A 22,421-nucleotide genomic window follows, 5' to 3' on the forward strand; every position below is an offset into this window, starting at 1 on the left:
GTGGACCGCGAACCGTATATCACTGTAGATAAGCTGACGTTTCAGTATCACAGCCGCACTGAACCGGCTATATCAGATATTTCTTTTAAAGTGTATCCGGGTGAAGTTCTATTAATTGCCGGATCATCGGGATGCGGAAAAACTACCCTGATGCGCTGCATCAATGGTCTGATTCCACACACATACCGGGGTGACATGAGCGGAGAAATCCGTCTGCTCGATAAACCGGTCTCCGAAATGGCCATGTCTGACCTGTCTCAGACGGTTGGAACACTGTTGCAAGATCCTGAACGGCAAATTGTGGGCAGCTATGTGCGCAATGAAGTCGCCTTCGGTCTCGAGAATCTCGGTTTCAGCCGTGAAGAAATTATCCGCCGTGTGGATGAAACACTGGAATACCTGGGGATTCTACACCTGCGCGATCGTGAAACATTTTCCATATCTGGCGGTGAAAAACAAAAAGTTGCCCTGGCTGGTGTACTGGTAATGCAGCCCAAAGTGCTGTTATTAGATGAACCCCTGGCCAGCCTTGACCCGTCGTCTGCGCATGAAGCCTTAAAGCTATTTCGTGATCTGGCTGACAAGGGTATTGCCGTGGTGATCGTGGAGCACCGGGTGGAAGATGTGCTGAGCATAAATCCGGACCGTGTCCTTTACCTGGATGCCGGAAAACAGGAATACTATGGAGATTCATCCGGCCTGATGAAAGTGGTCGATTATCATCGCATCAAGCTGCCCGCCAGGATTATTATGGAGAGGGCAAAAACAGAACAGGTTATTGAATTTAAACCACTGCTGTCGCCGCAGGCTGGTGAGGCTTTGGTGAAATTTGATCATGTCTCATTCCGGTATCGTGAAGACCTTCCTGATGTGTTACATGATGTCAGTTTTCAAGTGGGAAAAGGTGATGTGATTGCCATACTGGGCCACAACGGTGCCGGAAAAACCACATTGGTTAAACATGCTCTGGGATTATTAAAGCCGACCGATGGACGGGTCTTGCTGGAAGGAAAAGACACCCGCAAAGTGACTGTTGCCCAGGCAGCCCATACCATCGGATATGTGTTCCAGAGCCCCACGCAAATGCTGTTTGCCCCGTCAGTAAAAGAAGAACTGGCATTCGGTCCAAAAAATCTGCGATACACCCCTGATACGATCCAAAAGAATGTGGATTGGGCCATCCATACCGTCCACATGGAAGCCGAATTGGAAACTCCCCCGCTGGCGCTGTCATTCGGGCAGCAGAAACGGGTCAGCATCGCTTCCATCCTTTCCATGCGATCGCGAATTTTGATGATGGATGAACCCACAGCCGGGCAAGATTACTGGAATTACAACCAGTTTATGGATGCCATCCTGCAAATGCCCGGATTTGATTCAGTCTTGTTCATTACGCATGATGTTGATCTGGCTGTGGTTTACGCCAATCGAATTCTGCTTGTATTCGGCGGTCAAATTGTGGCTGATGGTTCCCCGGCGGAGGTATTAAAAGACAAGGAACAGCTGCGCCGATGCCGGGTCTTGCCGACCACCTTGTTGCAGGTCAATGAACAATATTACGAGCAAACCGGCCGCTTCCTGCGGGCGGAAGAACTGGCAAAACGAATTTGATGATGATCAGGAAATAACTTCCGAAAACTAAATATTATATTAAAATTATGGTAAGCGAAGTTATTACCAGACTTCAACCCAAGAACATTCAATAATGCCGTAAAGGCAACTGTTCATTCAGATTCACATAGGAGGAGATTATGAACAAGAAGTCCATCTGGTCATTCGGTACCCGTGAAGTTGTATATTCTGCCATAGGCGCTGCCTTATACGCGGTGCTTTCATGGGCAACTAACTTTTTACAAATCCCGGCTGCCGGTAATGTGGCTTTTCGTCCGGCAGTTGCCATTCCCATGTTCTTCGGCGTGGTGTTTGGCCCGATCGTGGGTTTCATTTCTGGTTTCCTCGGCAATATCATTGGCGACCTGCTTTCCGGTTACGGCTTCTGGCCCTGGTGGGACCTGGCCAACGGTATCATGGGCTTTGTCGCCGGTCTTGTAGTGTTGGCTGGATTGAAAGGATACAAAGGCTGGAGCAACATCTTCAAAGCTGAAGTTTTCATTGTCATTGGTGTGCTGGTAGCAGCGGCTGAAGCAGCCGCTTCAGAAATCTGGGTTTCCGGTGTTGACGTGCCCACTACAATTGCTACCAACTTCGTTCCAACCATCATTCCCAACCTGATAAATGGACTGATTCTGGTTCCCATCTTAATGGTAGCCTACGACGCCATCGCCTCTCGATCTGGCCGGTAAGATAACGATATAATAAGGTTCCCTGTTGAATAAAGCAGGGAACCTTTTTTACGGAAACCTTTTATGCTTGTCACCTGGCAATACCGCATTCGCAATAGTTTGATGGAAACGTTTGATCCACGGGCACGCTGGATTTTTTCATTGATCTTTCTTGTTTCCATTTCACTTTTCTGGGATGTGCGCTTTTTAGCCGTTTTTTTTATTCTAGCTTTTGCCTGGTATGCCTCTGCCCGGGTTTCATTCAAAGAGACACGCCGTGCGTGGGTTTTGATCGCATTCATTTTGTTCATGATGATTTTCATCGGCACGATCATCACCGGTGGTGGTGCTGCCGGCATTTTGCCTGAAAAAACTCATCCGGTGGTCATATGGAATTGGACCGTGCCGTTGACCGGCTGGCCGATTGTTTTTCGTTTAACCTATGAACGTCTCTGGTTTGCCCTGGCTCAGATGCTCCGGGTGCTGGCCATATCAGCCATCTTTGTGATCATTCCCTATTCCATGGATCCCCGTCTGTACGGTTTTACTTTTCGAGGTATGGGTTTCCATGACCGGGTTGCCTATTCCATGGATCTGGCTTTCCGTTATGTGCCCACACTGGCACGCGATTTCAGCGTTACGCTGGATGCCCAGCGCGCACGCGGTTACGAAATTGAGCGCGTAGAGGGCGGTTTAATCGCCCAGATCGGCAAGATCGCACCATTGATTGTTCCGGTTACCATGAATTCGATCATCAGCGGGGAAGATGTGACCAATGCCATGGATTTGCGATGCTTTGGCATCAAACCGCGCACCTGGCTTGAAAAGACAGATTTTCACCGCAGGGATGTGTACCTGATGATTTTTACGGGGGTCATGCTGATTGCATCCATCGTGTTGAGTACGGTCTTCCACTTTGGTGTTTTCTGGATGCCTGCCTGGTTGATTCCGGCATAATGTACTGAAAATCTATATTCCTGATACCCCCGCACCGGGGGGATTTAATGCTGCCTCGTGTTCAATCATCTTTCCATTCAGACCTGGTCTTACCGGGCATTTTTTCTTTATTTCTCACAACAGGTAGAGTTAACGAATGCTCGCGATATACTTCTCAACATGGCTGATGATTCAGGCCATGACCTCTTGACATTGACGTTACGTCATAGTCTATACTGTGGGTATGCCTGATAGTATCAAACTAACCGTAAAGCAACTTGCTTCTCTCGCTGGTGTTAGCGTGCGCACGCTGCACTATTATGATGAAATCGGGTTGCTCAAACCCGAAGATGTTGCCGCGAATGGATACCGCCAATACGGGGAGGCATCTTTGTTGAGATTGCAGCAAATTCGACTGTACCGTGAAATGGACATTCCGCTCAAGGATATCCGTGATCTTGTTGCTCAGTCAGATTTTGATGCGGTGCAAGCCCTGCAGGCTCACCGAACCTCGCTGCAGGAGAGGATAAAACGGCTGGAACAACTCATAAAGACAATCGATAAAACGATTGAGCACCTGGAAGGAAAACGCAAAATGAAACAATCGGAATATTTTGAAGGCTGGACGGAAGAAAAGCAGCCGAAATTTGAACAGGAAATCCGTGAAAAATATGGAGAGCATGCCATGGATGGTGTGGTTGAATGGAATAGCTATACGAAAGAGAAAAAGGCTGCCATTATGGCTGAAGGTCAGGCAAATATGCTGGCGATGTCCAATCTGATGGATCGCCTTCCGCAAGACGCCGAAGTTCAGGCGGAAGTTGCCCGCTGGCATCAGCACTTGAAATATTTCTATGATCCAACAATTGAACGCATGCGCGGGCTGGGTCAGATGTATGTGGATGATCCACGATTTGGATCCGTTTATGAGAAAGTGAAACCTGGATTGTCCCACTTCATGAAAAAAGCCATAGATGCTTATTGTGACAGACTGGAAGGCAAATAAAGTCACCTCAATGTGATGTCTAAATAACCAAAAGCAGAGGCCACAAAAATGACCTCTGCTTCTTTTCACCTTACTACAAAGTTACTCGATTGAAAACTTCGCGGCTATAGTCGCAAGATCCTTCGCCATGGCAGAAAGGCCGATCACCGAATTTCGGAATTCCGCCATCTGTGCACTTACTTCTTCGGTTGAAGCAGAGACTTCTTCAACGGCAGCGCTGTTTTCCTGGCTGATGCTGGCAATGTTTTCGATGGCATCGTGGGTAGATTCTGTATTTTCCGTCATTGCATCTACTTCTTTTTTATTCATTCCCACGATGATCGCCACATGATTGATTGAGCTCACCAGATCGTTTATCGACAAACCAATTTCATTAGCTGCCCTGGCGGCCTGCCCGGCACTATCATTAACCGACTCTACCATCTTGAGAATGTCTTTCAATGATTCTCCGGATTTTTCCGCCTGAATGACTCCGGAATCTACTTCGCTGGAGCTTTCCTGCATGGCTGCTATGGCATCTTTTACTGTGGATTGGATGTGCTTAACCAGATCACCGATTTCTCTGGTTGATTGGCTGGATCGTTCCGCCAGTTTGCGCACTTCATCAGCCACAACGGCAAAACCCTTTCCTGATTCGCCTGCTCTGGCGGCTTCAATAGCGGCATTTAACGCCAGTAGATTGGTTTGTGAAGCGATATCGTCAATGGTTTCAACAATTTTTCCTATTTCCATTGATCGAATTCCCATCTCATCCACCCGACCGGCAGATAATTTGACTTTCTCCTGAATTAGATGCATGCCGTTCAACGTTCCCTGTACATTCTGATAACCGTCAGATGCAGACTTGAAAGCCTGTGATGCCTGATCTTGAACAAAATTCACGTTCTGCGTCACTTCTTGCATGACAGAAATGATCTCGCTGCTTTTCAAGGAAGCCTGTTCAACGGCCTTTGCCTGGTCAATGGAACCTTTTTCTACCTGCCGCACAGAATTCTCTAATTTTTCCATCATCAAGGCAGACTTATTGACGCTCTCTGCCTGTTGAGTACTGCCTTTGGAGATTTCCTGGATTGTGGAAGCAATCTGACTGGTAGCTTCATTAACCTGGTCAGCTCCTTGAGTCAACTGATTTGAAGCCTCATCCAGTGCAACAGCATTGTGTTGAAGGGAAGAAATGGTGTCTTTCAGGTTGGCTATCATTTTGTTAAATGCCAGACCCAGTGAATCATTGTCACCACGCGTGTTCACTTTGACGGATAAATCACCGCTGGCGATATGTCCGGCCGTTTTGGCCATTTCCTGCATATATTCAAGGGTGCTCTTGAATGCCCGAATCAGATCGCCAATCTCATCTTTTCGGTTCGACGATATATCCTGTTCAATATCTCCTTTTGCCAGCTTCTTTGATACTTCCGTCAGGGTAATAATTGGCTTTGACAGGCTGGTTGCTAAAGGGTTAACAATAAGAAAGCCGATAATCATGAGAAGCACCCCAAATAGGGCGAACATACCGATCATATCTGATTGGTTTTTTTCAAGGCGGTCAAAGAATGTTTGATAATCAGACAGGTATCCATTTACTATGATGACCCAATCCCAGGGGGCATAGTATGAAACCTGGAGAATCTTTTTACTACCATCGATTTCTGATAGTGTGTTGTAAACCATCGTTTCGCCGGTTTTTAGAGTTACAGCTTTCTCCACCAATTCCTGGTAAACAGTGTCGTTTCCGGTGGATGAATCTGATAATAGCGATTTCCCGTCGTTGGCACCATCTTTTGATATGATGTATTTTCCCTTTTGATCCCCTTTACCACCCACAACACTCACATACCCTGTTTGCCCCACCTTAGTATTTTGAATGGCTTTCCGTAACGAAGCAACACTTTCCTCTTTCACACCGACAAAAAGGACAGCAATCGTTTTCCCGCTATCATCGACAATAGGATGGTATTTGGTCACATACCAGGCATCCACCACAAAAGCCACGCCGGTGTAATCTTCTCCACCCATAACAACGGAATAAACTGTGTTGGGACTGCCATCCGCATTTTTTGCCGGGATATACGTTCCTATGGCTCTGGTTCCATTGACCGTTTTCACATTGGTGGCCACCCGAAGAAGACCGGCGCCATCAGGCATCGGTTGGAAGAGGGTAGCCCTTGCGCCTGTGAGGGTATACAGTTCATCTACTGCCGGAACAGGAATAGCAGCATCGGATGTTTTTCCCAGGGCATTCGCCCCCAGGTTTAAGCCAGGTATTTGCACCCGGATAGATTCTTTAGTCAATTGATTTTGGGCATCCCAATCAACCAGAGTGTTTCCCTCTTTCAAGTCTCCTTCATCATTTATCAGTTTTTGCAATACATTCATTCCACTGGCAACCTGCAGCTGAATGGATTCATCCTGTGACGTAAGCAGATTATTGACATCCAGAGAAATTGTCTGCATCTCGGAGCTGATTAATGAGTTCACCTGCTCAATTGATTTTGATGAAGAAAGTCGGGTTTGCCAGATCCCAATCACGATCATAACAATTACGGTAATTACGACACTGTCAGTACCCAACAGCAATAGTTTCGCTTTAATCCCCAAGCGCATGAACACCCCTCCCCAAAATAGAAAGCGAAATTTCTGGCACAGCTGCCAGAAAAAGAAAAAGTTCTTGACTGTATTCAGTATATGATCTTGACTGTTTAATTTGGATAAATTAATAATGAATTAATTATTAATTAGGTGTGCGTTATATTATTGATATACATCTGTAATACTCAAAGATCCATGATCCGCCAACCCTTGAGCATGGCATATTTCCGCAGGGCAGCATCGGGGGTAACCGCCACAGAATTCTCGACCAATTCCAGCAGCGGGATATCATTAATCGAATCGCTGTATGCCCAACTTCCTTCCAGAGTAAGGGAATTTTTTTCAAGCCAGTGTAATAAGTTCTGCACTTTTCCTTCCCGATAGGCCGGGATTCCGGTAATTTGTCCGGTCGGAAGATGATTAATTGTCTCCACCCTGGTACAGATGATATCGTCAACAGGCAACAAGTGAGAGATTGGCTCTACAAGTAGCTGACTGGTGGCACTGATCAGAATAATGATGTGCCCCCTGGATCGATGCCATTCCAGCCTGTCTAGCATATCTGATCGAAATAATCGACCAATATTCTGGCAAAATTCGTTCTGTAATGTGAGAAATGTTTGTGCATTGAGGGATTTTATCGGCTGTAGTAAATACTTTTGATACGTGTAAATATCCAAATCGCCATTTTCATACATACAGAAAAAATTCGTCATATCACGTAAGAAATGTGAGCTGACCAATCCTTTCTCTGCTAAAAATTCTCCCCACAACCATTCTGTATCACCTTCTAAAAGTGTGTAATCTAGATCAAACAGAGAAACAGTCATTTGTGCAGGATCCCGTGCAGTCAAGAATGGGTATGTATTGATATTGTCCATCAAAATGATTAAGTCATCAATAACTTCCCGTTAAGACACGGTTAAGAGACAAGCCGGTGGGATGTTTCAATTGCTCACACATCCGAAAAAATCCCCCAACAGGCATATTTTAACTTGACGTTAATTCTTGTTAATTACCAGGAAAAGACCGGTTAATCATCGCACACTATGATTGCATTGATAAACAATTCGTCAAATTAGGAAGGAAGGAAAAATCAATGCAACACAAGGTCTCAATCCCAATTTTTGCACTGCTGGCATTATCTATGACGCTGGCAGCCTGCGCCCCTGCAGCACCCGTAGAAGCAAAAGCCGGTGCAACTGAACCAGCCAAATCTACCGCTGTGGAAGCTGCCCCAGCCGCCAAGGCTCCTGCGGCTGCTGAACCAGCCAAAGTTGACTTCAATACTGTTAAATCTGCTGAAGAAGCCGGTGGAATGGATTCTCTCATCGCTGCCGCCAAAGCTGAAGGTGAATTAAACGTAATCACTCTGCCCCGCGATTGGTGTAATTACGGCGAGATGATGGATAATTTCTCGAAAAAATACGGGATCAAGATAAATTCTCTCAATCCAGATGGTGGTTCCGCGGATGAGATTCAAGCAATTAAGGACAACAAAGAAAATAAAGGTCCCCAGGCACCGGATGTGCTTGATATTGGCCCGGCTTATGGTCCTACATCAAAAAGCGACAATCTTCTGGCTCCGTATAAAGTAACCACATGGGACACAATCAAAGGTACAAACGATCCTGATGGGTATTATTTCGTTGATTACAGCGGCGTTATGGTTTTCGAAATCAATAGCGATGTGGTCAAAGATCTCCCAAAAACATATAAAGACTTACTGGATCCAAAATACAAGAGTAAAGTTGCCCTCGCCGGTGATCCTCGTGCGTCCAACCAGGCAGCACAAACGGTTTATGCCGCTGCCCTGGCCAACGGTGGATCACTTGATAACATTCAACCCGGTCTTGATTTCTTCAAAGAATTGAATGCCAAAGGTAATCTGCTTCCACTCATCGCCGATTCAGGCCCCATCGCTAAAGGGGAAACCCCCATTACTTTCCAGTGGAGTTGGAATGCCTATGCCAACAAAGATAATTTCAAGGGTAATCCCAATATAGAGATTGTCTATCCCACTGATGTCAACTGGGGTGGATATTACTACCAGGCTATCAGCGCCTATGCGCCGCACCCTGCCGCTGCCCGCCTCTGGGAAGAGTATCTATACTCGGACGAAGGTCAATTAACCTGGATCAAGGGATACTGCGCTCCATCTCGTCTTGAAGATCTTACCTCTCGTAATGTTGTTTCGGATGATCTCAAAGCCAAACTTCCCGATGCCAAATTGCTCTCCACGTCAATCGTTCCCAATGGCGCCCAGTTGACCAGTGCCCGCGCCTTGATTAAAGAACAATGGGACAAAGTCGTCGGTCTCGATATTAAATCTGCTAATTAAGTAACAAAAGCAAACTCTTCTCCATTAGCGTGACCCGGTAAGTTTTCCGGGTCACGCCGCACACCATAAACCCATCACACATTTGTTTCAACATTGAATTAAAAGGAGTCCGCCGAAGTGGAAATTGCTCGCCGGAAACCGGATCTTACAAACCAGAACAGATGGATGCCAAACAATCGCTGGCGCAATTGGATTGGAGTCATTCCATTTTTCCTTTTTATTATTGCCTTTGTATTACTGCCTTCAACCAATTTATTTATTGGAGCTTTCCAGGATAGCAAAGGAAACTTTACCTGGGAGAATATCTCCGTACTGGCTAATCCGTATGTGCTGAAATCATTCAGTATCAGTCTCCAGGTTAGCGTGATAACCTCACTGGCCGGGGGAATACTTGGCTTCTTCGTTGCGTACGCTATCACTATTGGAAAAGCTCCTCAATGGATGCGCAATATCATAATGACATTTTCCGGTCTGGCGGCAAATTTTGGTGGTGTTCCGCTGGCTTTTGCCTTCATTGCCACACTGGGGCATACGGGTTTCATAACAACTTTCTTGAAAACAATTTGTTTTCCTGGAACAGGAGGGGTTCAAACGTGTCCCTTTGATATTTATGAAACAGGATTCAATCTCTACAGTCTGACAGGATTGACCCTGACGTATATCTATTTTGAATTTCCGCTGATGGTTCTTACCATTACACCGGCCCTCGAAGGGTTGAAGCGTGAATGGCGGGAAGCATCAGATAATCTGGGGGGAAGTACCATACATTACTGGGTATTTGTCGCCCTTCCCATTTTAATGCCGTCTATTCTGGGTGCCATGATTTTACTTTTCGCCAGCGCCTTCGGTGCGTTTGCCACTGCGCAGGCGCTCACTGGAGGGAGCATCTATCTGGTAACAATATTGATCGGCCAGCAGATCAGGGGTGATGTGCTTAACAACCCCAATGAAGGATATGCCCTGGCTCTGGGTATGGTGATTGTAATGGCCGTCTGTATCGCCGGGTACTCCATTTTGCAGCGTCGAACAGCGCGATGGTTGAAATCATGAAAACTACCAAATATAACTTCTGGGGAATTTTCTGGGCCGTGGTGGGATTGTTGTATTTTTTCATCCCCCTGTATGGAACTCTCGAATTCTCTCTACGTATGATCAAAGGGAGATTAAGTTTTGAAGCATACCGGATCATTCTGGAAGATCCAAAATTTCTGGAGAGTTTTCGTTACTCGGCCATTATGGGGTTAATCACAGTTCTGATCAGTGTGATGATTTTCCTTCCCACTGTTTACTGGATTCATTTGAGATTGCCCAGTGTGCGACCCATCATTGAAGTGATCACTATTTTGCCGTTCATCATCCCGGTGATTGTGTATGTTTTCGGCATAATCCGTACATTCAGCAGACCGCCCCTGCAAATGACTCTTCATCCATTCACGACTGATATTCTGATGGTGGCGGGATATGTGGTGCTTTCTATGCCATATATGTACCGGGCTCTTGATGTGGGAATGCGCTCAATTGATGTTCGCACTCTCACCGAAGCCGCCCAGAGCCTGGGATCAAATTGGCTTCAAATTTTGCTGAATGTGATCATTCCCAATTTACGGATTGCCATTTTAAGCGGATCATTGATTTGTTTTGCCACAGTAATTGGAGAACTGATCCTTGGCGATTTTCTCGTTCGTCCGGCACTGGGTCCTTATATGGTGTTGATAGGCCGCGATCGAGCGTATGAACCAGCGGCGCTGGCCATCCTCAGCTACGGCCTGACATGGTTGTGTCTTGGGCTTATCCAGGCTGTCAGCCGAGGTGGTACCAGCCAACAGCTTACTGGTCGTTGAAAAAAAGAAAGCGAGGTGTCTATGAGTTTCATCGAGCTATCCCATGTTAACAAACAATTTGCCAGCAATACCGCAGTCAAAGATTTTAATTTAGAGGCCAATCAGGGTGAATTCATATCGTTTCTTGGCCCAAGCGGATGTGGAAAGACCACCACATTGCGCATGATCGCCGGATTTGAACTACCTACCTCCGGGCAGGTAACCCTGGCCGGTCAGGATATGACCTATACGCCCCCGAACCGTCGTAAAGTGGGTATGGTTTTTCAATCCTACGCCCTGTTCCCCAACATGACAGTAGCCGAAAACATTGGATATGGATTGCGGATTGCTGGAAAGCACAAATCAGAGATCAAAAAACGTGTTGACGAAATGTTAATCCTTATCCATATGGAAGATTTTCAATCACGCTTCCCGGGGCAGCTTTCCGGTGGTCAACAGCAGCGCGTAGCTCTGGCACGTGCCCTGGCTTTTCAACCGCAAGCTCTGCTCCTCGATGAGCCTCTATCTGCCCTGGATGCAAAAATTCGGGTGGAACTTCGCCAGGAAATCAAACGTATCCAACAACAACTGGGCATTACCACTATTTATGTTACTCACGATCAGGAAGAAGCCCTGTCATTATCAGACCGGATCGTTGTAATGAATCAAGGACACATTGAGCAGGTGGGTACCCCGTATGAGGTATACAAAACTCCCGCAACAGAATTTGTTGCTTCATTTGTGGGCCATTTGAATCTATTACCGGTAAAAAGTTTTGATATTTCTCAAAACAAAGCTCAGTTAAATGGTTTTTCCATTATTTATGGCCGAATTGCAGAAAAATTTTCTCCCGATAAACCCTGTCTGGCGGTGCGTCCGGAAGAAATCAATCCTGGAAAGGTGGAAGGCCAAAATAATCTCCAGGGTGTGGTAGACAGCATCCATTACCTTGGATCAATCGTACGTATTCGGGTTAATGTTCAGGGAACCGTTTTTATTCTGGATCAGTTCAACGATTACCGTCTGGCTATTCCACGCGTGGGTGACCTGTACGATTTTCATTTTCCGGTGGAAGCCTGCTGGTTGATTTGATGCCACTTCGTTCAAAATAGCCTTTAAAAAAAACTGCACCCCTTTTTGTTGGTAGTGCCCAACTATTGGGGTGCAGTTTTTTAGAGCCGCATGTTTTTCAATCTCGCGGGCTCTCACCCTGTTTTATCCGATAATTGATTTCCTCCAGAATAAGAGGACAATCCGCCAATCCATCCACCACATAATGAGCGCCAGCCTTATATAATTCTTTCGCAGCAGATTCCCGCCGTTCTTTAAAAACCTGATCAGGGAGTTCTTTTACTTCTTTTTCTGTCAATCCCATCAGATTCCCGGTGACGGATAATCCAATCGTCCACATCCCGGCATTAATTCCCTCTTCTATATCAACAACAGTATCGCCGATTTTAACGAAGGCTTCCATCGGGTATATCTGTAGTTGTATCGCATTCTGGTAGATCATCCAGGGAAAAGGTCTGCCGGCAGGAACATCTGTTGCTGAAACCCAGGAATCGGGGGTGTAACCGTTTTCTCTGGCAATGGGAACCAGCACATCCATCATTTCGCGTGTATAGCCGGTTGTGGATCCAATTTTTAAACCCAAATCACGAAAAGATGCTACTGCCTGAAGTACACCAGGGATCACACCAGCATATTCTTCCAGACAATGCATCTGCCTGGGAACAAAATCAGCAAACATCTCGTTGATCTCTGATTCGGTTGGTTTATGGCCATAAACCAATAGCCAGTCTCGAGTGACCTCCGGATTATCCGCAATCGCTTGCAAGTGATCCTTTTTCATTAACCCCATAGGCGCCCGTGCCTGCGCGGCTGTAATAGGTACACCCCGGGAAGCAAACAGATCCATGAAAACAGCTGTGGGCGCAAACGAACCATAATCAACGGTGGTTCCTGCCCAATCAAGAATAACTCCCCTCAATTCCCCTTTATATAAACGATGATTTTGAATTTTCATTGCAACTCCGCTGTCATTGGATATTAAATAGCATCAATAGGCGTGAACCAGTTCGATATCCATTTCAGCCAGCGTCTCTTTAATTGCTGAAATTAACATAAATACGTCGGATTCATCCAACCGGCCAATATGACCGATGCGAAAGCAGTCGGCATGGCTCAATTTACCGGGATATATGACACATCCTTTATCACTTAATTTCTGGTAAAACGTAAGAAACGAAAAGTTGCTGTGTGTGGGATATCGGAATGAGGTGATGATGTACCCGCGGTTATCGGGGTCAAGATACGGTATGAAACCCATCTTTTGCATCTCGCGTAGAGTCATTTCATAGTTCTTTCGGTATCTTTCACCACGGGCTTCGCAGCCGCCTTCTTCATCCAATTCAACCAAAGCCTGATGAAATGCTCGGATTACCTGTATTGGAGGGGTAAATCGAAATTGCCCATTCTTCTCAAGACCTTCCCACTGGGCTAATAAATCTAGGGCCAGTGAACGGGAAGAGCCTTTGGATGAAATCAATACATCTTTTCGCGCCAGAATAAATGAAAATCCGGGAACTCCTTCAATGCACTTATTTGAAGAAGATACCAGGAAATCAATGCCCCAGGCTTCTACCGGAATGGTATACGCTCCAAATGAGCTCATAGCATCTACGATATAAATACAATCATGGTTCTTAACCACCGAACCGATTTCTTTAATTGGATTGATAATACCGGTGGTAGTTTCGCAATGTACAACAGCTACATGGGTTATTTCTGGATCAGAGTCCAGATTTTCTTTCAAAAATAAAACATCCGGAATCTGATTTTCAGGGCATTGTTGAATCACCACATTAATGTGGTGCATTTGTGCGATTTGCACCATGCGCTCTCCATAAGCACCATTTACCAGCACCAGCAACTTGCCATTTGCCGGAATAATGCTGGAGAGAACAGATTCGACACCAAAAGTGCCACTTCCCTGCATAATGATGCTGGTGTACTTTTCTTCCGAACAGCCGCCCAGCTGAACCAGACGTTTCCGGATTTCCTTAACCATTTGAATAAATTCAACGTCACGTGATCCCATATCACACAACATGGATTGCTTCACTGTTCGACTGGTGGTTAATGGACCAGGGGTGAATAGTGCCTTGTCTTTCCAGGTATTCATAGCATTTTCCCTTATACAAAGTAATAGATGAAAATTTCACACTTCACTAATTTTCTATCTTGTACTTTAAGTTTCGAATAAGGGAGCGTTAACAAATTCCATTTAACCTGTTAAAAAATAGAGCGGACTTTTTGTCCGCTCTGCCAGTAAACTCCCACTTTTTTCTAGAAGAAAATCTTGACTACTTTCAACGCTTTCTGTTTCCAGGGAACACGGTGTGATACGCCGGTAGCTCCGGCAATCTTATCTTTGTTGGCAAGATACCAGCGGTAATTACGTACCATGGCTTCCTTATTGGAGAATTTCGGCTGCCAACCGAGTTTTTCCTTAGCTTTATCAATAGACACAAAAGAATCTTTGGAAGCGGTTTCGTAAACCCAGGGATACAACGGAGAGAGTTTTAGTTTATCGAGAATGCGTAATACAATGATCACAGGTTCCGCAGGGAAGCAGATGATCTTTTTCCCAAACCCGGCTTCATCCAATACAGCCTGATAATCTTCGGCCATAGTGGTGTATTTTTCTGCTCCCATATTAAAAGTGTCATTTACCAGATCGACATCTTTGGTCATGCAGAGGTAAATTCCTTCACAGAGGTCCTCCACATCAAATAACTGGTAACGGTTCTTGCCATTGCCGATATTGGGGAAGTTTTTCCCTTCGCTGGCCCATTCGTAGAAAATGGCAAATACACCCAATCGTTCCGGCCCGACAAATGATTTCGGGCGGATGATGGATACACACATGCCTTTGGCCCGGGCGTCAAGGCAGGCCTGTTCTGCTTCAATCTTGGCGTGGCCATAAGGACCCACACCAATTAGTTTATCCGTTTCAAACAGGGGATGATGATCGGGAACACCATAGACAGCCGTGGAAGAGATATGAATGAATCGCTTGACGCCAGCTGCTGCGGCTTCTTCCAGAAGAATTTTCGTTCCCACCACATCAGTGGTATAGATTTCTTCAGGAGTGTAAAGCGGCAGTGCAGCAGCCGTATGGATAACCACATCCACACCTTCCATGAGGGATTTCACCGCTGCACGGTCGCGAATATCGCCCTGTAGAAATTTAATTTTATCGCGTTCCGGGTAATCAAAATCAACCAGGTCAATGCCTGAAATATCGGTATACCCTTTGGATAGCAGATGGCGAACCATATTAATGGATAGGAATCCGCTAATCCCTGTTATTAAAATTTTCATTGTTCCTCTTCCCCGAAGCAAAAATTTGTTATTTCCATAACTGACAAATTATTATAAATCACTCCAGTGAGAAGAAATTAATGATCGGAGCGTTGAGCCCCGATCATTGACCACCTGAAAACCAGACGCGTATTTTATTTTAGACAATTCCGTAAGCCAGCATGGCCTTGGCTACCTTTAAGAAACCGGCGATATTGGCACCAACCACATAATTCCCTTTTGCACCGTACGCTTCAGAAGCCTCAAGGCAGGATTGGTGAATATTCTTCATAATGCCCTGAAGACGCTGGTCTACTTCTTCGCGAGACCAGGTAAGGCGCATAGCATTTTGAGACATCTCGAGGCCGGAAACAGCCACACCACCGGCATTGGCTGCCTTTCCAGGACCATAGAGCACATTCTTTTCCAGGAAGATATCCACGGCATCGAGTGTAGTCGGCATGTTGGCGCCTTCGGAAACACAGAAACAGCCGTTTTTAACCATTGCCTCGGCATGGGCAGCTTCAATTTCATTTTCATGGGAAGACGGGAACGCCAAATCCACTTTGAGATTTTGTTCCTTGATCACATCCCATGGACTCTTATTGGCAAAAAATGGAACGTTGAATTTCGCGGCATATTCGCTGATCCGTCCGCGCCGATAGTTCTTAAGATCGAGAACGTAGGCCAGCTTTTCAGCCGTGATTCCAGATTCATCCACTATGGTGCCATTTGAATCAGACAGAGTGATGGGTTTGGCGCCAAGCTGGATGAGCTTTTCGACGGTGTATTGTGCCACATTACCCGATCCGCTGACGGCGGCTGTTTTGGCGGCAATTTCCTGTTTGCGGGTGCCCAGCATTTCAGAGGCAAAATAGACAGAACCATAGCCGGTGGCTTCAGGACGGATAAGACTGCCGCCATATTCCAGTCCTTTGCCGGTCAATACGCTGGCATTCTGGTTGACGATTTTCAAGTAATACCCGTAGAGATACCCGATCTCGCGGGCGCCTACACCGATATCACCGGCCGGAACATCTGTATCAGGACCGATATGGCGGTACAGTTCGCGCATGAAAGCCTGGCAAAACCGCATGACCTCGCCATCTGATTTACCTTTGGGATCAAAATCAGAACCGCCTTTAGCACCGCCCATGGGCAGTGTGGTCAGGGAATTTTTGAAGATTTGTTCAAATCCGAGGAATTTAATAATGCCAATATTCACAGACGGGTGGAACCGAAGTCCGCCCTTATAAGGTCCGATGGCGTTGTTGAACTGGATGCGGAAACCACGGTTGACCTGTACCTCACCGCTGTCATCCACCCAGGGTACTTTGAAAAGAATAGCCCGGTCGGGAACGGCAATACGTTCATATATTTTTGCTTTAACAAAGTCAGGGTGTTTGGATACTGTTGGTTCCAGTGAAGTCAATACTTCTCTGGCCGCCTGTAGAAATTCAACCTGACCGCTGTCTTTTTCCTGAAGTTTGGCAAGAACATCCTGAATCACTGACATAAGGCTTCTTCATCCTCCCGACTAAATCTGATGACCAGTTTTATCATCAGGAGGATTGGAATTTTATAAAAATTGAGGGGTAAAAAATCAAAATTTCATAAAAATTACGGACAGCAGATCACACCCCTGCCGCTGCGGCCGTCCACTTTGATTTTAAAGGGTAACGGTGTCTGTATTTGGCGGACGAATTCCATGTCTCGCACAATTTTTTGTTTTTCCAGCCATTTCCACTTTACACGCCGTGGACAGTTGAATGGCATGGAGAAATATAAGACTCCCAGATTTATGATGTTATGGAAGTAATGCGAACCCTGGCTGAGTTCAACTTTGACATTTTCCTGCGTAGCTTCCACAATCACCTTTGCGCCGCATACCTGCCCCCAGGTGACAGGGATTCCTAACCAGGGATCGAATGTTCCCAGGCGGCCAAAAACGATCAAGATATACGGCCGTTCTTCCATCAGAAGATGCCGGTTGATGATCTCCAATTCTTCGGCAATCTGACGGGTATATTTCAATTCGAACTTGTCTGGTTTGACGTAAACGACATCAACAATATCATTCACACTTCCATTTCCGAGCACAAGTTCTGAAGCCGCCAGATTTTTGGAATTTGAAAGATCCCTGTCTGAGACTTGCAGATGGACGGTGGGAATAACCATCGGCCGCACCTGCAGAAGGGCGAAATGGTGTGGGTTAAACGTCATGGCAAATTCAATTTCGACCGGGGTCCTTAGAGTTTTTTCGCAACAGGCCAGCACAGATTTGATCAGCAAATTGAGCGGTAAGATATCCAACGCCAGCAGCGGGGCAAACGTCAAGGCACGGGGGCCTTTGAACCCGAGCCCGGCAGAAAAACGTTCAGAAATGGGATCATAGGTGGAAGCCAGATATTGCAGCACATCATCTTCTTCTGCTGCCTGTAAGTTCAGTCTCTGCATGTACTCCGTCTCTTTGATCGGATCATATTCGGGGAGTTCACCCATATTCACCACCCAGAATTCGTTCTGGGTTTCAGAGAATATTTCATCCACCGACTCGAATGGTGGTGGACGTTTGGGATACGCGGGAGAAAATGACCAGGTTTTTCCCCCATCCACGATCGTTTTTCCCAGACCAAGCGCCAGATCCACCACGCCATCCTGCGGCCTGGCTGGTTTGATGGGATAGTAATTGAACGACCGGGCAACACCCGACAGTTCAGGGTAATAATGGTCGCTATGCCGTTTGCCCACCATATTCTGTAATATGACGGCCATCTTTTCGGTACAGATATCCAGACCAGTTGCCCGGCAGTAGTCTTTTGAGATTTTGAAGAACGTGGAAGCCCAAACAAATTTTATGGCCTCCAATAATTTTCGGAAGCGGACATCCGGGTCATGCTGGTTGTTGGGAATCATTTTTGTAGCATAAACGCCCGCAAACGGCCGGCGCGCGGCATCTTCAAGAAAACCTGATGAACGCACAGCCAGCGGCGTGGTCAGGTTCATCACCAGGTTGCGAAGTTCACCCAGTACTTCAAATGGCATATCGGCATTCATGAATGCATACGTTATGCGTTCATCCGGCATGTCACTTCTGGCAATATCCGCCAGATCATTTCGTTCGATGAAGGCCTCGAAAACACTGGTTCCCACAACAGTAAATGAAGGAATATCTACTGTGATTCCGGGAATTGAACCATTTATCTCGGAGAGGGCATTTTGCATCGAGAGGAGTCCCAGCGCTTTGCCGCCAATTTCTGCGCGAGTATCCTCAGAATCATCCAGGATTGAATAACCCTGCTTCAATCCAATGAAATGGAACGTGTCAAACATGAAGATATATTAAACCCAGCCGCGTTCCTGGCAGGCAAGAGCCACTCGATCAATCGCCGCCATATATGCCGCATCGCGCATGGGAAGGTTATGTTTGCGCGCAAACGTGCTTACATCAAAATAAGCAGATGTTAAATGGGTATCCAATTTACCCAGCACTTCATCTTTCGACCAGTAGTAATTCATATTGCTCTGCACCTGCTCAAAATAACTGCAAACCACCCCGCCGGCATTGGCAAGGATATCTGGGATCACATGAATTTCCCGGTCTTTCAATACAGGATCAACATCCATATCGGTTGGACCATTGGCCGCTTCGGCAAGGATTTTTACCCGCCGGCTGATCTTTTCCACGTTATCCGGCCTGATCTGGTTTTCCATGGCTGCCGGAACCAGAATGTCAACATCCTGCTCAATCCAGGCGTCACCCGGCAGGCACTCACAGCCCATATTAATGGCTTTTTCCTTGTTGATCTCGCCGAACGGATCGGTGATCGCTGAAATCTGTTCAAAATCAATGCCGTCTTTTTTCCGGAAAGCATACGATGTGTGGTCGGTGTGGTTCAGGCAGGCAATACAGGTCACCCGGCCGCCCATTTGCGTATAAAGTTGAACCGCATGCCGCCCAACGGTGCCAAATCCCTGTACGCTGGCTGTGGTTTTCTTGATATCCAAACCAAGTTCTTTCAAGGCCTCACGGACGGCGATCATTACACCAAAACCTGGGGCTTCTTTGCGCCCCTTTGAGCCTGATAATCCAACCGGTTTTCCGGTAATGAAACCGGGGCTTTTTACCCCATGAATGGCTTCATACTCATCCAGCATCCACAACATATGCTGCGGACCCGTCATAATGTCAGGGCCCATCACATCCCATTCGGGGCCGGAAGAATAGGCTGTTTGACGGACAAAGCAGCGGCATAAACGTTCCTGTTCCTTTGGAGTAAGATTATGAGTATCCACCGCCACACCGCTGCTGCTTCCTCCCAGCGGCAGACGTGTTACTGCACACTTCCATGTCATCCACATGGAGAGTGCCCGGATAGTATCCAACGTTTCCTGAGGATGAAAACGAATGCCGCCTTTGGTAGGACCCAGGGCGTCGTTATACTGCACTTTGTAGCCCCGGAAAATCTTCGTTTCACCGCTGTCCAGATAAACCGGAAGGCTGAACGAATATTCGCGGCGGGGCATACGCAAGAATTCTCGCATGGCCGGATCAAGGTTGATCAGGTCGGCAATGCGGTCAAATTGTTTTTGAGCCGATTCGAAAATATTGTATGAGGTTTCAATACTCATGATTCATTCACCCTTTCCGGCGGGGATATCAACCGCCAGCATATAGCCTACTCCCGGCTTGCTGATGATCATTTTTGGCCGCTGTGGATCGTTTTCCAATTTTCGCCTCAAGATATGAATATAAGACCGCAAGTAATCAACCTCACTGGCATATTGCCTGCCCCAAACCGCCGAAAGCAATTGCTCATGCAATAAGACCTGTCCCTGGTTTCTGGCGAGTTCCAGGATCAAATTGAATTCCGTTTCAGACAGGTAAACATCATTCCCGGCCACCATCACCTGCCGACCCGGAATATTAATTTTCAAATCACCGCAAACGATCTCCGTTTTCTTAGGGATAGCGTCTTTCGGTTGGCAGCGATGTAAGACAGCCCGCATACGGGCCAGAAGAATTTTCCCATGCACAGGTTTACTGATGTAATCATCGGCTCCAGATTCGAATGCCCGCAGAATATCATCGGGTTCTGTACTGGCACTGACAAAAATAATGGGAGCGTCGGTAAAATCCCGGATGCGGCGGGCAACTACGCAGCCATCGATTTCTCCCTCAAGGTTCATTTCAAGGAAGACCAGATCGGGCTGCTCTTTTGCTGTCATTTCGACGGCCAGATCGCTATTGCGCACTGAAAGAATACGCACATCGGCATCAGCCAGGAGATGGCGCATTAATGTAATATGTTTCGAATCGCGATCTGCAACAAGCAGCGTATATTTTTTCGGCATGTAACCCATTGCAGAGTAAAGGGAATGGTTTAACAAGTATAGTAGCTTTTCGATTCTTCGTTGAAGGTTCAGTTTCATCCTACTGGTTCCTTCTTTCCCATTCACCCTTGACTCAGATACCCAGGCAACCTCGACCCTCCGATGCTGCCCTTATAGGCGCCGGAAACCTGTGCTGCCTTTTTTCTTTCTTACCGGTAAAACCTCAGTATGTACCTCAACAATAATGATGGGAATTTAACCTTTGAGCTCTGTTTCACCCATCAAGAAACGATCCACTTCCCGTGCGGCTCCACGTCCTTCATGAATTGCCCAGACGACCAGGCTCTGGCCGCGGCGCATGTCTCCGGCGGCGAAGATCCCGGGAACACTGGTGGTGTATCGGCCGTATTCCGCCTGTACATTTGTACGTGCATCGCGGGCGATGGCCAGTTTTTCAATTAGTTGATCTTCTGGACCAAGGAAACCCATGGCAATCAGTACAAGCTGCGCGGGAAACACTTTTTCCGTTCCGGGAATTTCACGCGGTTCTTTGCGTCCATTTGCACCGGTGACCCATTCCACCTGGATCGTGTGAATTTCCTTAACCCTGCCATTATCGTCACCGACTATTCGTTTGGTCTGAACATTGAAAATGCGTGGATCTTCTCCAGAGACGGCCATGGACTCTTCCTGCCCGTAATCCACTTTGAGAACACGCGGCCACTCCGGCCACGGGTTGTCTGCCTGACGGACTGGTGAAGGTTTATCCAAAATTTCAAACTGGGTTACACTGCGGCAGCCATGCCGCAGAGCCGTACCGACACAATCTGTGCCGGTATCTCCTCCTCCAATCACAATCACGTCTTTTCCGCGGGCTGAAATTACAGTCATTCCGTCATCTTCCAGAGTGCTGCCTAAAAGATTGCGGGTATTGCCGGTCAGGAATTCCATGGCAAAATGGACGCCTTTTAACTGTCGGCCTTCCACCGGTAAATCACGCGGTTTGGTCGCCCCGCAGCATAGGACGGCGGCATCAAAATCAATCAACAGTTTTTCGGCAGGCAGATTTCTGCCAACTTCCGTGCGGGTGACAAACTCAATCCCTTCCGCCGACATCAAATCTACCCGGCGTTTCAGGATGGACTTATCCAATTTCATGTTCGGGATGCCATACATGAGCAGGCCGCCAACTCGATCGGCGCGTTCAAACACCGTAACAGAATGACCGGCCCGGTTCAGCAAATCAGCACAAGCCAAACCGGAAGGTCCGGACCCAACAACCGCCACTTTTTGGCCTGTCCGCCGGGCAGGCGGTTCAGGAACCATCCACCCTTCAGCAAACCCTTTTTCAATAATGGCCAGTTCATTGTTTTTAATGGTTACGGGCGGGTTCGATATCCCCAGCGTGCAGGAACCTTCACATGGAGCCGGACAGACGCGTCCGGTGAATTCAGGGAAATTGTTGGTTTTATTCAGCCGTTCCAGGGCTTGCTGCCAAAGGCCGTGATAAATCAGGTCGTTCCATTCGGGGATCAAATTGTGGATTGGACAACCTGCCGCACTGCCATTGAAAATCCGGCCTGTGTGGCAGAAGGGTGTTCCACAATCCATGCAACGAGATGCCTGTATTTGCAGTTTTTCCTCAGGAAATGGCCGATGAAATTCCTTCCAGTGCAGAATTCGCTCTTCCGGTAAAAAATCAGTCGGCAATTCGCGTTGGTATTCCATAAATCCGGTTGGTTTGCCCATAT

The 22,421-nt window shown here is 46.9% G+C and carries 18 protein-coding genes; 8 read left to right on the forward strand and 10 right to left on the reverse strand.

Features of this window, described 5'->3' with window-relative positions; genetic code table 11:
• From LTAR_RS11770 to LTAR_RS11785, 4 genes are all read left to right on the forward strand, one after another.
• Positions 1-1,611, forward strand: a complete 1,611-nt coding sequence (locus LTAR_RS11770) for an ABC transporter ATP-binding protein (protein WP_062422434.1) — start codon at positions 1-3, stop codon at positions 1,609-1,611.
• A 140-nt stretch (positions 1,612-1,751) separates the two neighbouring features.
• Positions 1,752-2,303 carry an ECF transporter S component gene (locus LTAR_RS11775; RefSeq protein ID WP_062422435.1) on the forward strand — a complete coding sequence of 184 codons (552 nt, stop codon included), beginning with the start codon at positions 1,752-1,754 and terminating at the stop codon, positions 2,301-2,303.
• A 63-nt stretch (positions 2,304-2,366) separates the two neighbouring features.
• Complete coding sequence (locus LTAR_RS11780; RefSeq protein WP_062422436.1) at positions 2,367-3,239, forward strand: energy-coupling factor transporter transmembrane component T family protein; 873 nt, start codon at positions 2,367-2,369, stop codon at positions 3,237-3,239.
• Positions 3,240-3,462: 223 nt separating this feature from the next.
• Positions 3,463-4,224: a MerR family transcriptional regulator gene (locus LTAR_RS11785; protein ID WP_081419960.1), complete on the forward strand. Its 762-nt coding sequence runs from the start codon at positions 3,463-3,465 to the stop codon at positions 4,222-4,224.
• 81 nt (positions 4,225-4,305) lie between these two features.
• On the opposite strand, the gene LTAR_RS11790 is transcribed toward LTAR_RS11785, so the two are convergent.
• Positions 4,306-6,825 (reverse strand): Cache 3/Cache 2 fusion domain-containing protein, encoded by a 2,520-nt coding sequence (locus LTAR_RS11790; RefSeq protein ID WP_062422438.1) that lies wholly within the window; start codon positions 6,823-6,825, stop codon positions 4,306-4,308.
• 170 nt (positions 6,826-6,995) lie between these two features.
• Positions 6,996-7,640 carry an HAD family hydrolase gene (locus LTAR_RS11795; RefSeq protein WP_158423438.1) on the reverse strand — a complete coding sequence of 215 codons (645 nt, stop codon included), beginning with the start codon at positions 7,638-7,640 and terminating at the stop codon, positions 6,996-6,998.
• Positions 7,641-7,909: 269 nt separating this feature from the next.
• On the opposite strand from LTAR_RS11795, the gene LTAR_RS11800 reads away from it, so the two are divergent.
• From LTAR_RS11800 to LTAR_RS11815, 4 genes are all read left to right on the forward strand, one after another.
• On the forward strand, positions 7,910-9,151 hold the full coding sequence (locus LTAR_RS11800) for an ABC transporter substrate-binding protein (protein ID WP_201775984.1): 1,242 nt from the start codon (positions 7,910-7,912) through the stop codon (positions 9,149-9,151).
• Between the two features lie 165 nt (positions 9,152-9,316).
• Positions 9,317-10,201 carry an ABC transporter permease gene (locus LTAR_RS11805; RefSeq protein ID WP_062422664.1) on the forward strand — a complete coding sequence of 295 codons (885 nt, stop codon included), beginning with the start codon at positions 9,317-9,319 and terminating at the stop codon, positions 10,199-10,201.
• A complete protein-coding gene (locus LTAR_RS11810) occupies positions 10,198-10,992 on the forward strand; it encodes an ABC transporter permease (RefSeq protein WP_062422439.1) in 795 nt (264 codons plus the stop codon). The genes LTAR_RS11805 and LTAR_RS11810 overlap by 4 nt, the downstream gene beginning before the upstream one ends.
• Positions 10,993-11,013: 21 nt before the next feature.
• Positions 11,014-12,063, forward strand: coding sequence for an ABC transporter ATP-binding protein (locus LTAR_RS11815; RefSeq protein WP_062422440.1), 1,050 nt, complete (start codon positions 11,014-11,016; stop codon positions 12,061-12,063).
• Positions 12,064-12,160: 97 nt separating this feature from the next.
• On the opposite strand, the gene phnX is transcribed toward LTAR_RS11815, so the two are convergent.
• The 8 genes from phnX to LTAR_RS11855 form a co-directional block, all read right to left on the reverse strand.
• Positions 12,161-12,997, reverse strand: a complete 837-nt coding sequence (gene phnX, locus LTAR_RS11820) for a phosphonoacetaldehyde hydrolase (protein WP_062422441.1) — start codon at positions 12,995-12,997, stop codon at positions 12,161-12,163.
• Positions 12,998-13,030: 33 nt separating this feature from the next.
• A complete protein-coding gene (locus LTAR_RS11825) occupies positions 13,031-14,155 on the reverse strand; it encodes a 2-aminoethylphosphonate--pyruvate transaminase (RefSeq protein WP_062422442.1) in 1,125 nt (374 codons plus the stop codon).
• 164 nt (positions 14,156-14,319) lie between these two features.
• Positions 14,320-15,357 carry an NAD-dependent epimerase/dehydratase family protein gene (locus tag LTAR_RS11830; protein ID WP_062422443.1) on the reverse strand — a complete coding sequence of 346 codons (1,038 nt, stop codon included), beginning with the start codon at positions 15,355-15,357 and terminating at the stop codon, positions 14,320-14,322.
• A gap of 139 nt (positions 15,358-15,496) precedes the next feature.
• Positions 15,497-16,852 carry an NADP-specific glutamate dehydrogenase gene (gdhA, locus tag LTAR_RS11835; RefSeq protein WP_062422444.1) on the reverse strand — a complete coding sequence of 452 codons (1,356 nt, stop codon included), beginning with the start codon at positions 16,850-16,852 and terminating at the stop codon, positions 15,497-15,499.
• A gap of 104 nt (positions 16,853-16,956) precedes the next feature.
• Positions 16,957-18,669, reverse strand: a complete 1,713-nt coding sequence (locus tag LTAR_RS11840; protein WP_062422445.1) for a PEP/pyruvate-binding domain-containing protein — start codon at positions 18,667-18,669, stop codon at positions 16,957-16,959.
• A 9-nt stretch (positions 18,670-18,678) separates the two neighbouring features.
• Entirely contained in the window at positions 18,679-19,968 is a 1,290-nt protein-coding gene (locus LTAR_RS11845; protein WP_062422446.1) for a Glu/Leu/Phe/Val family dehydrogenase, read from the reverse strand.
• A 3-nt stretch (positions 19,969-19,971) separates the two neighbouring features.
• Positions 19,972-20,691, reverse strand: coding sequence for a response regulator transcription factor (locus LTAR_RS11850; RefSeq protein WP_062422447.1), 720 nt, complete (start codon positions 20,689-20,691; stop codon positions 19,972-19,974).
• Positions 20,692-20,925: 234 nt separating this feature from the next.
• Positions 20,926-22,419 (reverse strand): glutamate synthase subunit beta, encoded by a 1,494-nt coding sequence (locus LTAR_RS11855; protein WP_062422448.1) that lies wholly within the window; start codon positions 22,417-22,419, stop codon positions 20,926-20,928.
• Positions 22,420-22,421 lie beyond the last annotated feature (2 nt).

Source organism: Leptolinea tardivitalis, from assembly GCF_001050275.1.
Lineage (GTDB): Bacteria > Chloroflexota > Anaerolineae > Anaerolineales > Anaerolineaceae > Leptolinea > Leptolinea tardivitalis.